Annotated in this window: 10 protein-coding genes; 9 read left to right on the top strand and 1 reads right to left on the bottom strand. The window is 51.2% G+C overall.

Features of this window, described 5'->3' with window-relative positions; all coding sequences use genetic code 11:
• Positions 1-75 precede the first annotated feature (75 nt).
• Entirely contained in the window at positions 76-684 is a 609-nt protein-coding gene (locus C3406_RS19260) for a glutathione S-transferase (RefSeq protein ID WP_103824335.1), read from the bottom strand.
• A gap of 532 nt (positions 685-1,216) precedes the next feature.
• Between C3406_RS19260 and C3406_RS19255 the strand changes: the two genes are divergently transcribed.
• The 9 genes from C3406_RS19255 (at position 1,217) to lldD (ending at position 16,351) form a co-directional block, all read left to right on the top strand.
• The gene (locus tag C3406_RS19255; RefSeq protein WP_103177748.1) at positions 1,217-3,124 is read left to right on the top strand and encodes a PTS mannitol transporter subunit IICBA; all 1,908 of its coding nucleotides are present in this window, start codon (positions 1,217-1,219) and stop codon (positions 3,122-3,124) included.
• A 110-nt stretch (positions 3,125-3,234) separates the two neighbouring features.
• Positions 3,235-4,383: a mannitol-1-phosphate 5-dehydrogenase gene (gene mtlD / locus C3406_RS19250; RefSeq protein ID WP_103824334.1), complete on the top strand. Its 1,149-nt coding sequence runs from the start codon at positions 3,235-3,237 to the stop codon at positions 4,381-4,383.
• Positions 4,380-4,970: a mannitol operon repressor MtlR gene (mtlR, locus tag C3406_RS19245; RefSeq protein WP_103824333.1), complete on the top strand. Its 591-nt coding sequence runs from the start codon at positions 4,380-4,382 to the stop codon at positions 4,968-4,970. The genes mtlD and mtlR overlap by 4 nt, the downstream gene beginning before the upstream one ends.
• A gap of 59 nt (positions 4,971-5,029) precedes the next feature.
• A complete protein-coding gene (locus C3406_RS19240; protein ID WP_103824332.1) occupies positions 5,030-5,392 on the top strand; it encodes a YibL family ribosome-associated protein in 363 nt (120 codons plus the stop codon).
• Positions 5,393-5,758: 366 nt separating this feature from the next.
• Positions 5,759-6,906 (top strand): IS3 family transposase gene (locus C3406_RS19235; protein WP_103824331.1). Its coding sequence is split into 2 segments (ribosomal slippage): positions 5,759-5,996 and positions 5,996-6,906, totalling 1,149 coding nucleotides; the frame shifts between segments, so codons are not numbered across the junction.
• Positions 6,869-12,463 (top strand): DUF3320 domain-containing protein, encoded by a 5,595-nt coding sequence (locus tag C3406_RS19230; protein WP_103824330.1) that lies wholly within the window; start codon positions 6,869-6,871, stop codon positions 12,461-12,463. Before C3406_RS19235 ends, C3406_RS19230 begins: the two co-directional genes overlap by 38 nt.
• A gap of 278 nt (positions 12,464-12,741) precedes the next feature.
• On the top strand, positions 12,742-14,397 hold the full coding sequence (gene lldP, locus C3406_RS19225; RefSeq protein WP_103824329.1) for an L-lactate permease: 1,656 nt from the start codon (positions 12,742-12,744) through the stop codon (positions 14,395-14,397).
• A complete protein-coding gene (gene lldR / locus C3406_RS19220; RefSeq protein WP_103824328.1) occupies positions 14,394-15,164 on the top strand; it encodes a transcriptional regulator LldR in 771 nt (256 codons plus the stop codon). Before lldP ends, lldR begins: the two co-directional genes overlap by 4 nt.
• Positions 15,164-16,351, top strand: coding sequence for an FMN-dependent L-lactate dehydrogenase LldD (lldD, locus tag C3406_RS19215; protein ID WP_103177742.1), 1,188 nt, complete (start codon positions 15,164-15,166; stop codon positions 16,349-16,351). Before lldR ends, lldD begins: the two co-directional genes overlap by 1 nt.
• Positions 16,352-16,411 lie beyond the last annotated feature (60 nt).

Here is a 16,411-nt window from a genome sequence, read left to right as displayed (position 1 = left end):
CCCCCTCCCGACGGGAGAGGGAGTCAATGTCAGGGCGATTGTACCGCGTCCGGCAAGGAAGTGTTATCGACGACATCAAGCCTTTGGCGGTTCGGTACGGGCGAAACTTTCACGCTGGAAGAGGGTTTCCGCCAGCTTAACCAGCAGCGGACGATCAACGCACCAGCCCGGTGAAACCCGGCGGAAATTGAGGTAGCCGATGGCGCAGGCAATGGCGATGGTCGCCAGATTGACGCTGTCGGTGGCAATTTTCCCCTCGCGGATCAGCTGCTCACAATGATCGAGACTGCGAGCGATTTTCTCGCGCTGGCGCAGCAGCTCGGTCTCAGATTGCTGCGCCGCCGGGCGGGCCTGTTCACGCACGGAGGCTAACGCCGCATCCATGATCCCGTCCGCCAGCGCCTCGATTTGCCGGATAGCCAGCGCCGCTTTCGGTTCACGGGGGATCATTGCCGGGGCGATACCCAGCAGTTCGATATAGCTGGCAATGATGGGGGAATCGAACCAGTGTTCACCGTCATCGGTTACCAGCGCCGGGACTTTGCCCAGGGGATTGTACTGCGCGACACCGCTTTCAGCCTGATAGGGCTGTTCATTAACAAATTCAAAAGTGATGCCTTTCTCCAGCAGGAGAATGGAGATTTTACGTACAAAGGGACTGGTATAACTGCCGATGAGTTTCATTGCCTGCTCCTTATCCGCCAACAAAAGCATAAGTATGGCTCAGGCAAAGAAAAAAGGCAGGCGATGCATCGCGCATCCAGCGGGTTATGCGCAGCAGGAATTTACGCAGCATCGACATGTACGAATTCACTGTGTTGCTGACTTACATACCGGCGTCGAGCGGTAATGCAGATGTTACCGACGAGTGCCTCCAGAGTATTCCGTATAAAAATTTTTTGTGGATTTGATCACACTCCAGAAACAAACAGACGATAACAAAATGTGATTTATTTCACATTTCACGGGTCAAAATGCCGCTTTTACGTCCATTGTATTTTTTTTACACTTCAATTTTGTGATGTATATCACTTCATTCATTGACTCACCCCCTACCTTTACGTGACTCAGATCACACTATTTTTGCCTGTCTGGACAGTTAAAGTATTAAGTGCCAAATTTCACGACATCAGAACAGGGCTGGGCAACCTCTGCCACCGCATTAACAACAAACCTCGGGCCGAAGGCCTGCGTAAACAAAAAGAAGGGGTGTTTTATGTCATCCGATTTCAAGATCAAAGTTCAAAGCTTTGGTCGTTTCCTCAGCAACATGGTGATGCCAAATATCGGCGCGTTTATCGCGTGGGGTATCATCACCGCGTTATTTATTCCGACAGGGTGGTTGCCTAACGAAACGCTGGCGAAACTTGTTGGCCCAATGATCACCTATCTGCTGCCGCTGCTCATCGGTTATACCGGTGGTCGTCTGGTAGGCGGTGACCGTGGCGGCGTGGTCGGTGCTATCACCACCATGGGTGTTATTGTCGGTGCGGATATGCCGATGTTCCTCGGCGCAATGATTGCCGGTCCACTGGGCGGCTGGGCAATTAAGAAATTTGACGTCTGGGTTGATGGCAAGATCAAATCCGGCTTCGAAATGCTGGTGAACAACTTCTCTGCCGGCATCATCGGTATGATCCTGGCGATTCTGGCGTTCCTCGGCATTGGCCCGGCAGTTGAAGTGCTCTCCAAACTGCTGGCGGCAGGCGTTAACTTCATGGTTGCCCACGACATGCTGCCGCTGGCGTCCATCTTTGTTGAACCGGCGAAAATCCTGTTCCTTAACAACGCCATCAACCACGGTATCTTCTCACCGCTGGGTATTCAGCAGTCTCATGACCTCGGCAAGTCTATCTTCTTCCTGATTGAAGCGAACCCGGGTCCAGGTATGGGTATCCTGCTGGCGTACATCTTCTTCGGTCGTGGCAGTGCGAAACAGTCTGCGGGCGGTGCGGCAATCATCCACTTCCTGGGCGGTATCCACGAAATTTACTTCCCATACGTGCTGATGAACCCACGTCTGATCCTCGCCGTTATCCTCGGCGGTATGACCGGTGTGTTCACCCTGAGCGTGCTGGGTGGCGGTCTGGTTTCTCCAGCCTCTCCGGGTTCTATCCTGGCAGTACTGGCGATGACCCCGAAAGGTGCTTACTTCGCTAACCTCGCGGCAATCTTTGCAGCAATGGCGGTTTCCTTCATCGTGGCGTCTATCCTGCTGAAAACCAGCAAAGTGAAAGAAGAGGACGATATCGAAGCGGCAACCCGTCGTATGCAGGACATGAAAGCCCAGTCTAAAGGCGCAACGCCGCTGGCTGCGGGCGATGTCTCTAACGACCTGAGCCACGTACGTAAAATCATCGTTGCCTGCGACGCCGGTATGGGTTCCAGCGCCATGGGTGCAGGCGTACTGCGTAAGAAAGTGGCGGATGCCGGTCTGTCTCAGATCTCCGTTACCAACAGCGCCATTAACAGCCTGCCGCCGGATGTTGACCTGGTCATCACCCACCGCGACCTGACCGAGCGTGCGATGCGCCAGGTACCGCAGGCGCAGCACATTTCGCTGACCAACTTCCTCGACAGCGGCCTGTATACCAGCCTGACCGAACGCCTGGTGGCGGCACAGCGTCACGAAGAAAACGAAGTGAAAGTGCGTACCAGCCTGCAGGACAGCTTCGATGAGAGCAACAGCCACCTGTTCCGTCTGGGTGCTGAGAACATCTTCCTTGGCCGTACCGCGAGCAATAAAGAAGAAGCGATTCGCTTTGCCGGTGAGCAGCTGGTGAAAGGCGGCTACGTTCAGCCAGAATATGTTGAAGCGATGCTGGAACGTGAAAAACTGACCCCGACCTACCTGGGCGAATCCATTGCGGTACCGCACGGTACGGTTGAAGCGAAAGATCGCGTTCTGAAAACCGGCGTGGTGTTCTGTCAGTACCCGGCAGGCGTGCGCTTCGGTGAAGAAGAAGATGACATCGCCCGTCTGGTGATTGGTATCGCGGCCCGTAACAACGAGCACATTCAGGTGATTACCAGCCTGACCAATGCCCTGGACGATGAGAGTGTTATCGAACGTCTGGCTAACACCACCAGCGTAGAAGAAGTTCTGGCGCTGCTGAACAAGTAAGTTAAGCAAACCTCCCTCTCCCCGTTGGGGAGAGGGCTAGGGTGAGGGGAAATTCGCGTGGTTCCTCACCCCAGCCCTCTCGGGTAAAAACATTGATGAAGGTTAATACTATGAAAGCATTACATTTTGGCGCAGGTAACATCGGTCGTGGCTTTATCGGCAAACTGCTGGCAGACGCAGGCATTACGCTGACATTCGCCGATGTCAATCAGACGGTACTTGATGCCCTGAATGCACGTCATAGCTATCAGGTGCATGTAGTTGGCGAAAACGAGCAGGTTGAAACCGTGACCGGCGTCAACGCGGTCAGCAGCATTGGCGACGACGTTATCGACCTGATTGCCGGGGTTGACCTGGTGACGACAGCCGTCGGTCCGGTGGTCCTGGAGCGCATTGCGCCAGCGGTGGCGAAAGGTCTGGCCAAACGTAAGGCCCAGGGTAACGACGCCCCGCTGAACATCATCGCCTGTGAAAACATGGTGCGCGGTACCAGCCAGCTGAAAGGCCACGTGATGGCCGCGGTAGCCGATGAAGACAAAGCCTGGGTTGAAGAGCACGTTGGCTTTGTTGATTCCGCCGTAGACCGTATTGTGCCACCGTCCGCCTCTGCCACTCACGATCCGCTGGAAGTGACCGTCGAGACCTTCAGCGAATGGATTGTCGATAAAACCCAGTTTAAAGGCCCACTGCCTGACATTGCTGGCATGGAATTAACTGATAACCTGATGGCATTTGTCGAACGTAAGCTCTTCACGCTGAACACCGGGCATGCTATAACCGCCTACCTCGGTAAATTAGCCGGTCATCAGACCATTCGTGACGCCATTCTCGATGAGAAGGTCCGCGCCGTGGTAAAAGGTGCAATGGATGAGAGCGGCGCGGTATTGATTAAACGCTACGGTTTTGATGCCGATAAGCATGCGGCATACATTCAGAAAATCCTCGGTCGTTTTGAAAACCCGTATCTGAAAGATGACGTTGAGCGCGTTGGCCGTCAGCCGCTGCGCAAACTGAGTGCGGGCGATCGCCTGATTAAGCCGCTGCTCGGTACCCTGGAATATGGTCTGCCGCACGCCAACCTGGTCAAAGGCATTGCTGCCGCGATGCACTACCGCAGCGAAGAAGATCCGCAGGCGCAGGAACTGGCGCAGTTGATTGCTGAGAAAGGTCCACAGGCCGCGCTGGCGCAGGTATCCGGTCTGGATGCCAACAGCGACGTGGTTGTGGAGGCGGTGAACGTATATAACACAACCAAATGATGCAGGAACTGGCGCAGGTCATCCTGCGCCCGGAATATAGTTTGTCAGATATGCAGGCAATAATGGAACAAACCCAGGCCTTTGAAAACCGTGTGCTGGAGCGTCTGAATGCTGGCAAAACCGTTCGAAGTTTCCTGATATCCGCCGTCGAGTTATTAACCGAGGCGGTGAATATCCTGGTCCTTCAGGTGTTTCGCAAAGACGACTACGCAGTGAAATACGCAGTTGAACCGTTACTCGACGGTGACGGCCCCTTGGGCGATTTATCTGTACGTCTGAAACTGATCTATGGCCTGGGCGTCATCAGCCGTCACGAGTATGAAGATGCGGAACTGCTGATGGCGTTGCGCGAGGAGCTCAATCACGACGGCAACGAATATTCGTTTACCGACGACGAGATCCTCGGCCCGCTGGGCGAGCTGCATTGCGTTACCGCCCTGCCCCCGGCCCCGCATTTTGATACCAGCGATCCTGAACTGTACGCCATGCAGAAACAGCGTTATCAGCAGATTGTTCGCTCCACCATGGTACTCTCCCTGACCGAGCTGATTTCCCGAATCAGCTTAAAAAAAGCGTTTCAGAAGTAAGCCTGCGCACATTCGTGTATCCTTTGTGGTAATTCCCCCTGTTTTTAGAGCCATTTGTTATGAAAGAAGTCGAAAAGAGTGAAATTAAACGTCTGAGCGATCGTCTGGATCTGATCCGCCACCAGCAGGCCAGCCTCTCTCTGGTTGATGCCGCAGAGAAGTACGCCCAACTGGAAAAGGAGAAAGCGACGCTGGAAACTGAGATCGAACGTCTGCGCAGCGTGCACAGCCAGAAGCTGAGCAAAGAGGCGCAAAAACTCACTAAGCTGCCGTTCCGCCGTGCGATCACCAAGAAAGAGCAGGCCGATATGGGCAAGCTGAAGAAAAGCGTGCGCGGCCTGGTGGTTGTCCATCCGATGACCGAGCTGGGTCGTGAAATGGGTCTGAAAGAGATGACCGGTTTCAGTAAGACCGAGTTCTGAATAGTTTAACTAACATCTTAATAACAAAGCCCAACACATTCTTCTAAAAAATGAGTTGGGCTTTTTTATATGCTTCAATACTCCCCCTGCAGAATGAATGTATATTTCCCATATCAAAATTATATAGGTTCACAATTTTCTTCCATGAGAGTAAAGTGGATATTCATTTTTTCCAATCTAAATTAATACACAATCCATGCCCTTGAAATATAATAGATTTTTCCGTGCGCATTGATTGTAATTGCATTAGGTTATAAATTTTATGAATCCTTCTGAAAGCTCAACCTTCCAAAATAGCGCCCTTGAATCGCCACGGGTTTAACAGACACCTCAGAGTCATTTAAGATGGCTTAAAGAGAGGTGCCCATGAGCGGTAAGCGTTATCCCGAAGAGTTTAAAATTGAAGCAGTCAAACAGGTTGTTGATCGCGGTTATTCTGTTGCCAGCGTTGCAACACGTCTCGATATCACCACCCACAGCCTTTACGCCTGGATAAAGAAGTACGGTTCAGATTCTTCCACTAATAAAGAAGAGTCAGATGCTCAGGCCGAGATCCGCCGTCTCCAGAAAGAGCTGAAGCGGGTTACCGACGAACGGGACATATTAAAAAAAGCCGCGGCGTACTTCGCAAAGCTGTCCGACTGAGGTACGCCTTTATCCGTGACAACACCTGTTGCTGGCCTGTTCGCCTGCTCTGTCGGGTGCTGGATGTTCATCCCAGTGGTTTTTACGCCTGGCTTCAGCAGCCGCATTCACAACGCCATCAGGCAGACCTGAGGCTGACAGGGCAGATTAAACAGTTCTGGCTGGAATCGGGATGCGTCTATGGTTATCGCAAAATCCATCTGGATCTGCGGGACAGCGGGCAACAGTGCGGAGTGAACAGAGTCTGGCGACTGATGAAACGTGTCGGGATAAAGGCTCAGGTCGGATACCGGAGCCCGCGGGCACGTAAAGGCGAGGCCAGTATCGTGTCGCCCAACAGGCTCCAGCGACAGTTCAATCCGGATGCTCCGGATGAGCGTTGGGTAACGGACATAACCTACATCAGGACCCACGAAGGCTGGCTGTATCTTGCCGTGGTTGTTGATCTGTTCTCACGCAAAATTATCGGCTGGTCCATGCAATCCCGGATGACAAAGGACATTGTCCTGAACGCACTGCTGATGGCTGTATGGCGGCGTAATCCCCAAAAACAGGTGCTGGTTCATTCGGATCAGGGCAGTCAGTACACAAGCCATGAGTGGCAGTCGTTCCTGAAATCACACGGCCTGGAGGGCAGCATGAGCCGTCGCGGTAACTGCCATGATAATGCGGTTGCAGAAAGCTTTTTCCAGTTGTTGAAACGTGAACGGATAAAGAAAAAGATCTACGGAACGCGGGAAGAAGCCCGCAGCGATATTTTTGATTACATCGAAATGTTTTATAACAGTAAGCGTCGGCATGGTTCCAGCGATCAGATGTCACCGACAGAATATGAAAACCAGTATTATCAACGGCTCGGAAGTGTCTAGATTATCCGTGGCGATTCACCTTTCGTTAGAACAAAAACTTGAAAAAGCTAGGGCAGAACTACTTGATTTAGGAGCAAGAAACCGCCTCTTAAATATCCCTCGTTCTAAAAATACACGCTTCTTAGAGGTGATTGATGAGCGTTCAGAACTAATCTACAACCTTCTATTTAATGAGAAAAAGACGTTCACTTTTCTTCATGGCAAGTCAGGGAAAGAAGTAGATAACGAATCAGAAGAAGAATCCACTGACGAAAAAAGATTTATATATCAATTCGATGAAACAAGTACTGAAACTAAATCCCAGCACCTTGATACAAAACTGCAGACTCGTCTGACCCCTAAAGGGTTGCAGAATCGTTTACTCGATTTGTTTCACGACTCAAAAACGTTGGAAGAAGAACAAGGTGCGAACATCCTTTTCTTGGCTTTGGGTACGTTGAAGTGGGTTGATCCTGTCAATAAAGAAAATATACGCTATGCGCCATTAATATTGGTGCCTGTTAGCCTGGAGCGAGGCAACGCTGGCGAGAGGTTCAAACTAAAAGCCCGACAAGAAGATATTATCCCTAACCTCTCTTTAGAAGCCTTCCTTGAACGTGTTCATCATATCAAGATGCCAGTGATGCAGCCTGATGATAATGATGATAATGATGATATTAACGTTAATGCCTACTTCGAAGCTGTCCAACAAGCAATAGCGCTGAAAACCGATTGGGAAGTTAAGGCCAATGATATTATCCTGGGGTTATTCTCCTTCTCTAAATTCTTGATGTATAGGGATTTAGATCCAGCTAACTGGCCTGATGATGAAGCCATCACATCTAAGTATCTTATACGTGCATTGATGGAAGAAGGCTTTGATGAAAGCGATGGACTTATCTCTGAAGACAGCTCTATAGACCCCATCATTACACCAAGAGATATGCTCCATATTATGGATAGCGATAGCTCTCAGACATTAGCTATCCATGAAGTCAGACAAGGCAAAAACTTGGTAATCCAAGGCCCACCCGGAACCGGTAAATCGCAAACGATCGCCAATATCATTGCATCTGCAATTGCTGATGGAAAAACTGTCCTCTTTGTTGCTGAAAAAATGGCAGCCCTGGAAGTGGTTAAGCGACGACTGGACCTAACTGGCGTAGGCGATGCTTGCCTTGAACTTCATAGTAATAAGGCTAACAAGCGAATTCTGCTTGAGGAGTTAAAGCGTGTATGGGAGTTAGGTTCCCCACGGGGCGAATTCCCGGATGAATTGATTGAGAACTTAACGGAAGCTCGCGATTCGTTGAATGCACATCCAGCCCAACTGCATAAGGTATATATTCCTTCAGGTTTGAGCCCTTATCAGGTAATTGGCCAGTTGGTGCGATTACGCCAAAATGGACAAACACCAACTGACTTTATTCTTCATGGCTTTAATGAATGGAGTAATAACGAACTGACAAAACGGCTGAATCTTGTAAAAGAGCTTGTCGAACGAATTGAAGATATTGGTCTACCTCAAGATCATCCATGGAATGGGGTCAAACGAGAATCAATTTTACCTGGAGAACTTGATCGCCTGCTGCCTAAAATTGATACGTTGCTACATAAGACAAAGAACTTTCAAAGCACGCTTGTTACTTTAGCCGAAAGAGTAGGTATTTCATCTGAACTGAACCTTTTTAGCGATACAAATAAAATCGTAGATGTTGCACAGGCAATAAATCAAGCGCCTACATTTGAAGAGGCAGCATTAGTCAATCCTATATGGTCCCACTCTCTCCTCGACATAAATGACATTATCAATCAAGGGATTAGATATAAGGAAAATTTAGAAGAAATCAGAAACCTAATACATGACGATCAATTTGATACCCAACTCATTGAACTTCATGATGAGCTGCAGACTATTCCGGAAGATTTTTTGCCTGTGGGTTTTTCGGCAGCAAGGTCTCTGCTACCTCTGTTACCTCAAATCCAAATTGCTGTTACCAACTTAACTAAAGAGCTAGGTACAGTATCTAGCTATCATTCTTCTCAGGAAGTTAAGTCACTGATTGAACTAAGCTTACGAGTTGCGAATGCACCGGATGCGAGTCCGCAAGCTTTTATCGCTTCAGTTTGGGATCATGGTGTTGAACAAGCTATGGAGTTAGTGAATTCAATTGCCACTTTAAATTCACTGCGCCAAAAAATAGATCCTCATGTTTACGAAATCGTGTGGGATACCGAACTAACTCAGATTCGACATAGTTTCGCGATACATACAGGAGTATTTAAATTCCTCAATGGTGAGTGGCGCCGTGCGCGTGCACTTTCCCGTTCTCTCATTCGAGATACAAACCAGCCCATTCAGCAGCAAATTGAACTTCTGGATAATATTATCCAAGCGCAAACACTACGGAAAAATATCTTCAGCAGTAACGAATTTGGCAGTAGCGCATTTGGGCCACACTGGCGTGGTGAAGCTAGTGATAGTAATACCTTAAAAGCATTGGTCGAGTGGATGGCAACGCTTAAAGATGTTGGGTCAGAGGCTCGCGTGCTTGCAAGCCAGCTATCTGATCGTGAAATCTTAAAAGACCTTAGCCAGAAATTGGGACAGCTCTTGGATAAGACTGATATAGAACTGAATCAGCTCTGGAGAGCTTTCGGCGCAACTCCGGAGTCCTCGTTTGATAATCACTACTCAATTAAACGCGTACCATTAAGCTTCATAGAAGCCCTCGCACAAAAACTGGATCGAATAGACTCAAAATCTCATCAGGTAATCAAAGTTCCGGCGGACAAGCCTTGCGAGCGTCTATTACTGATTAACAAGATTATTGATCTTCAACAGCAGAAAAAGGCTATTGAAGATCAATCTGAATCCGGGTGTGCAGCTTTTGGTAGTGACTGGCTTAGCAGTCAGTCTGATTGGCCAAAACTTATGCGCGATTATACATGGATAGAAAAACACGGTGACCTACGCTTCATTTGTGTGAATATCAATGATCGCAGTGAGTTAATGGAATCTGCTAACCAACTTTCTTCGACGAGTTCATTCATTATTGGCGAAGTGGAAAGCCTAGCCAGAGAACTGGAATCAACAACTGATTTGCTCTTCCATACAGATAATCAACATGTACGTATCGATAGCGTACTAAATAGACTAACGTCATGGGTTGAGAATGCAGAACAGCTGTCAAAATGGGTGGCTTGGCAACACAGACGTAACCAGGCCAATGAGCAAGGACTCACTGAAGTTGTGGAGAGACTTGAAGATGGTCGTTTATCTCTGTCCATGTGCTACAGCTCTGTTGAATATACTTATTATGAATCGCTGTTTAGTTTAATGGCCCAGCAGACACCTTCCTTGTCCCGTTTCGATGGTGAACTTCATTCCCGTAAAGTGAACTATTTTGCCGAATTGGATCTCCGGCGTATAAAGTCGTCAAGTTTAGAAGTCGCTCGCGCACATCATCGTCGTATCCCCTCCAAAATTGGAGCCGCTGGCCCTGTAGGTGTATTACGTGCTGAAATGGCGAGGAAAAGAGGCCATATGCCAATCCGCCAGTTGATGCTTAAAGCAGGCCCGGCAATTCAAGCTCTGAAACCAGTCATGATGATGAGCCCGCTCTCCGTTGCGCAATTCCTGATTCCTGGAAAGCAAACATTTGATTTACTTGTGATGGATGAAGCTAGTCAGATACAACCTGTCGATGCAATTGGAGCAATTGCGCGGTGTCAGCAAGTTGTTGTTGTTGGTGATGAGCGTCAATTACCCCCTACCAGCTTCTTCTCTCGTATGACTGAAGCCAGCAACGACGACGACGATGACGACACCACTCAAGTTGCTGATATAGAGAGTATTCTTGGTTTGTTTGTAGCCCGAGGGCTACCACAGCGGATGCTGCGCTGGCATTACCGTAGTCGGCATCAATCTCTCATTGCAGTTTCCAATAGCCAGTTTTATGAGAATAAATTATTCATCGTTCCTAGCCCCTACACCGAAGAGGCTGGTATGGGATTACGATTCCATTATATTGAAGATGGTGTTTTCGAATCAGGAGCAGGTAACGCCAATCCTATTGAGGCCAAAAGGATTGCTATGGCAATCCTTGAGCATATTCAAAAAAATCCTGAACTCTCATTAGGTGTTGCAACTTTCTCTGTTTCTCAACGTAAAGCCATTCAGGATGAATTAGAACTACTCCGCCGTTTAAATCCACAACATGAAGACTTTTTCAATGCTCACCCCGGGGAGCCATTCTTCATCAAGAACCTTGAAAATATCCAAGGCGATGAACGTGATGTCATAATGATTTCGGTGGGGTATGCACGAAATAAACAAGGCTATCTTGCAATGCGATTCGGCCCATTAGGCTCACAAGGCGGTGAACGACGCCTGAATGTTTTGATTAGCCGAGCAAAACGTCGTTGTGAGGTTTTTGCCTCCATTACCGATGAAGATATCGATATTGAGCGCGCCAAAGGTATTGGCGTTCTGGCGTTCAAACTCTTCCTTCAATACGCTCGTACAGGACGATTATCAATATCCGCGCCTTCCGGCCGCCCTATGGATAGCGTATTTGAAGAACAAGTCGCCTCTGCGCTCCAGGCTAAAGGCTATCAAGTACATCCGCAAGTGGGAATTGCGGGCTTCTTTATCGATCTAGCAATTGCTGATCCTGACTTACCAGGCCGTTATCTTTTGGGAATTGAATGTGATGGCAGCGCTTATCATTCTTCTCGCTCTGCCAGAGAGCGCGATCGTTTACGCCAAGCAGTTCTTGAAGATCATGGCTGGATCATACACCGAATCTGGAGCTCCGATTGGTTCCAACGACCTGAAGAGCAACTGCAAAAAGTCATCAATGCGATCGAGAATGCGAAAACAGAGCTGAATAACAGAGCTGAACATACGTCAGGACGTGCCCGTGCTGTTCCTGTCGAGATCGTGACAGTTGAACGAGAGGATGTTGTTGCGGTTGGTTTAGATAGAACCGATTCCGCTAATGACCAGTCTATTAACTATGAGGAAGCTAAGCCTGAAGCCAATCTTCTGTACGCCTTACATGAAACACCCACCGGCATTCTTGCTGATATGATTGAAAAAATTGTTTTCACAGAATCCCCAATTCATTTGAACGAAATTATTACACGCCTTCGTACAGCATGGGGTTTACAACGAGCAGGATCACGCATTGAAGGCGTTGTTGCACAGGCCGCTCAAATTGCTTGTAAGAAAGGTAAAATTTATGAGGAAAATGGTTTCTTCATCCATACCGAAACAATCATTCAACTAAGGAACAGGCAGAACGTTTTATCTGCAGGTTTACGTAAACCTGAAATGATTGCACCCAAAGAAATTGCTGCAGGCGCACTAGAAATCGTCAGGGCCAGCTTGGGTGCCACAGAAGATGAAATCATTTTGACCGTCTCAACAATGCTTGGTTTCAAATCAACGAGTAGTGTTTTGAGACGAGTAATCTCAGAAGTTATTGAGCAGCAGATAAAAGATAAACAACTCAAACAAAATAATGGTCTCATTGTTGTTGAGGAGTCTGAAGACATACAAACTGCTATTTAACTCATCATTATTTAGGTATCCGTTTTTGCGGGGTTTGTCAGTATTCAATACAAGCCCCGCAAATTGGCCCTACCAATTCACTAAACAACCCTTCCCCGGTTCACATTTCCATAATCTTCACTTACAAACACATTGCCGACCAATAACATTTGGTTAACCATTTATTGTCATTAACCCTACATCACACTATTGGCAGGACCACTTTTACACATAATGTGACGCAGAGATGAGCACAGACTCACCGCCTCGCAGAAGGTGTGGTCCTCAGGAGACCTGCAATGAGCCTCTGGCAACAAAACTACGATCCGGCAGGAAATATCTGGCTATCAAGCCTGATCGCCTCGCTACCTATTCTGTTCTTCTTCTTTGCGCTGATTAAGCTCAAGCTGAAGGGCTACCTTGCGGCGACGTACACCGTTGCCATCGCCCTGCTGGTAGCGCTGTTCTTCTATAAAATGCCGGTGGATCGCGCCCTGGCCTCGGTGGTGTATGGCTTCTTCTATGGCCTGTGGCCGATTGCGTGGATCATCATTGCAGCAGTCTTCGTCTATAAAATCTCGGTGAAGACCGGGCAGTTCGACATTATCCGCTCGTCGATCCTCTCCATCACCCCGGACCAGCGCCTGCAGATGCTAATTGTCGGCTTCTCCTTCGGCGCGTTCCTGGAAGGGGCTGCCGGATTCGGTGCGCCGGTGGCAATCACCGCCGCCCTGCTGGTCGGGCTGGGCTTCAATCCGCTCTATGCCGCGGGTCTGTGCCTGATCGTCAACACCGCGCCGGTGGCGTTTGGTGCGATGGGTATTCCGATTCTGGTGGCCGGGCAGGTAACCGGGCTGGACAGCTTTGAGATCGGTCAGATGGTGGGCCGTCAGCTGCCGTTCCTGACCATTATCGTGCTGTTCTGGATCATGGCGATTATGGACGGCTGGCGCGGCATTAAAGAGACCTGGCCTGCGGTAATGGTCGCGGGTGGCTCGTTCGCCATCGCCCAGTACCTGAGCTCTAACTTCCTTGGCCCGGAACTGCCGGACATTATCTCTTCCCTGGTCTCGCTGGTCTGTCTGACGCTATTCCTGAAACGCTGGCAGCCGGTGCGTATCTTCCGCTTTGCCGACATGGGCGCCTCGCACGTGGATCAGACCCTGGCCCGCACGGGCTATACCGCAGGACAAATCGTCCGCGCCTGGTCCCCATTCCTGTTCCTGACCGCGACCGTGACGCTGTGGAGTATCCCACCGTTTAAAGCCCTGTTCGCTCCGAACGGCGCGCTGTATGACATGGTGGTCAATATCTCCGTGCCGTTCCTCGACAAGATGGTTGCCCGTATGCCGCCGGTGGTACATGAAGCCACGCCGTACGCGGCGGTGTTCAAGTTCGACTGGTTCTCGGCCACCGGTACCGCCATTCTGTTTGCCGCCCTCCTTTCCGTGGTGTGGCTGCGCATGAAGCCTGTTGCCGCAGTGCAGACTTTTGCCGCAACCATCAAAGAGCTGATGCTGCCGATCTACTCCATCGGCATGGTGCTGGCGTTCGCCTTTATCTCGAACTACTCCGGCCTGTCGTCAACGCTGGCCCTGGCGCTGGCCCATACCGGTTCAGCCTTCACCTTCTTCTCGCCGTTCCTCGGCTGGCTGGGAGTGTTCCTGACCGGGTCAGATACTTCATCGAACGCCCTGTTCGCGGCCCTGCAGGCGACCGCCGCGCAGCAGATTGGCGTGTCGGATGTCCTGCTGGTGGCGGCCAACACCACCGGGGGCGTCACCGGCAAGATGATCTCCCCGCAGTCCATCGCCATTGCCTGTGCGGCGGTAGGCCTGGTGGGGAAAGAGTCCGACCTGTTCCGCTTTACCGTTAAACACAGCCTGATATTTACCTGCATGGTCGGGGTCATCACCACCCTGCAGGCCTATGTCTTAACCTGGATGATCCCATGATAGTGATGCCCAGACGCCTGTCCGACGAGATTGCTACTTGCGTGCGGGCGCTGATTGAAGAGATGCAGCTGGAAGCGGGCATGAAGTTGCCCGCCGAACGCCAGCTTGCCGCCCGGCTTGGCGTATCGCGTAACTCGCTGCGCGAAGCCCTGGCGACCCTGGTCAGCGAAGGGGTGCTAGTGAGCCGTCGCGGTGGTGGCACCTTTGTGCGCTGGCAGGACGATGACTGGTCCGGGCAGAACATTGTTCAGCCATTGAAAACTCTGATGGAGAACGACCCGGACTACAGCTTTGACATCCTCGAAGCCCGCCACGCCATAGAAACCAGCACCGCATGGCATGCGGCTATGCGGGCAACCGAAGCGGATAAAGAGAAGCTCAAAGCCTGTTTCGAGGCCACGCAAAGCAGCGATCCGGATATCGCCTCGCAGGCAGACGTCCGGTTTCATCTGGCCATTGCCGAGGCCTCACACAATGTCGTGTTGCTCCAGACCATGCGCGGCTTCTTCGACCTGCTGCAATCGTCCGTAAAGCAGAGTCGCCAGCGCATGTATCTGGTGCCGCCGGTTTTTGCCCGGCTGACCGAGCAGCACGAAGCGGTCCTCAACGCCATTCTGGCAGGTGATGCCGAAGCCGCACGCGCCGCGATGATGGCGCATCTGGGCTTCGTCCACACCACCATTAAACAATTTGATGAAGATCAGGCCCGGCAGGCGCGTATCACCCGTCTGCCGGGCGATACCGTTATTTCCAGGGAGAAGAACTGATGATTATTTCCGCAGCCAGTGACTATCGCGCCGCCGCCCAGCGCATCCTGCCGCCGTTCCTGTTTCACTATATCGATGGAGGGGCCTATTCCGAGTACACTCTGCGTCGCAACGTGGAAGACCTGTCGGAAGTGGCCCTGCGCCAGCGCGTGCTGAAGAATATGTCCGACCTGAGCCTTGAGACGAAGCTGTTCAATGAAACGCTCTCCATGCCGGTCGCCCTCGCCCCGGTCGGGCTGTGTGGCATGTACGCCCGCCGGGGTGAAGTGCAAGCCGCCGCCGCCGCAGATGCGAAGGGCATTCCGTTTACGCTTTCAACCGTTTCCGTCTGCCCGATTGAAGAGGTGGCTCCGACTATCAAGCGCCCGATGTGGTTCCAGCTTTACGTCCTGCGCGACCGCGGCTTTATGCGCAATGCCCTGGAGCGGGCGAAGGCGGCAGGCTGTTCCACGCTGGTCTTTACCGTAGATATGCCGACCCCCGGCGCACGCTATCGCGATGCCCATTCCGGGATGAGCGGTGCCAATGCGGCGATGCGCCGCTACTGGCAGGCGGTAACGCATCCGCAATGGGCGTGGGATGTGGGGCTTAACGGCCGCCCGCACGATCTGGGGAATATCTCCACCTATCTGGGCAAACCGACGGGACTGGAAGATTACATTGGCTGGCTGGCGAATAACTTCGATCCGTCCATCTCGTGGAAAGACCTGGAGTGGATCCGCGAGTTCTGGGATGGCCCGATGGTGATCAAAGGGATCCTTGATCCGGAAGATGCCCGGGATGCGGTGCGTTTTGGTGCTGACGGTATCGTAGTGTCGAACCACGGCGGCCGCCAGCTCGACGGCGTGCTCTCCTCGGCCCGCGCCCTGCCCGCCATTGCCGATGCGGTTAAGGGCGATATCGCGATTCTGGCGGACTCCGGCATCCGCAACGGGCTGGACGTGGTACGCATGATTGCCCTCGGCGCCGACACCGTCCTGCTGGGCCGCGCCTATCTGTACGCGCTGGCGACCCACGGCCAGGCAGGCGTTGCCAATCTGCTCAACCTGATCGAGAAGGAGATGAAGGTGGCGATGACGCTGACCGGGGCGAAAACCATCCCGGAAATCAGCAAGGAGATGCTGGTGCAGGAGTTGAGTAAGCTCCCTGCCGGGCTGGCACCGCTGGCGCAGGGGAACGCGGCTTAACCCCTCATCCTCTCCCCAAAGGGGAGAGGGGATGGTATCCTGCCCCCGCTATTCAAGGGG

Source organism: Leclercia sp. LSNIH8 (assembly GCF_002920195.1).
GTDB lineage: Bacteria > Pseudomonadota > Gammaproteobacteria > Enterobacterales > Enterobacteriaceae > Enterobacter.
The sequence above is the reverse complement of the archived record's forward strand: the minus strand, read 5'-3'. Positions and strand labels throughout refer to the sequence as shown.

Bases quoted from the DNA above. Each gene is read 5' to 3' on its own strand.
- C3406_RS19260 (WP_103824335.1), bottom strand. From the start codon at position 684: ATGAAACTCATCGGCAGTTATACCAGTCCCTTTGTACGTAAAATCTCC.
- C3406_RS19255 (WP_103177748.1), top strand. From the start codon at position 1,217: ATGTCATCCGATTTCAAGATCAAAGTTCAAAGCTTTGGTCGTTTCCTC.
- mtlD (WP_103824334.1), top strand. From the start codon at position 3,235: ATGAAAGCATTACATTTTGGCGCAGGTAACATCGGTCGTGGCTTTATC.
- mtlR (WP_103824333.1), top strand. From the start codon at position 4,380: ATGATGCAGGAACTGGCGCAGGTCATCCTGCGCCCGGAATATAGTTTG.
- C3406_RS19240 (WP_103824332.1), top strand. From the start codon at position 5,030: ATGAAAGAAGTCGAAAAGAGTGAAATTAAACGTCTGAGCGATCGTCTG.
- C3406_RS19230 (WP_103824330.1), top strand. From the start codon at position 6,869: ATGAAAACCAGTATTATCAACGGCTCGGAAGTGTCTAGATTATCCGTG.
- lldP (WP_103824329.1), top strand. From the start codon at position 12,742: ATGAGCCTCTGGCAACAAAACTACGATCCGGCAGGAAATATCTGGCTA.
- lldR (WP_103824328.1), top strand. From the start codon at position 14,394: ATGATAGTGATGCCCAGACGCCTGTCCGACGAGATTGCTACTTGCGTG.
- lldD (WP_103177742.1), top strand. From the start codon at position 15,164: ATGATTATTTCCGCAGCCAGTGACTATCGCGCCGCCGCCCAGCGCATC.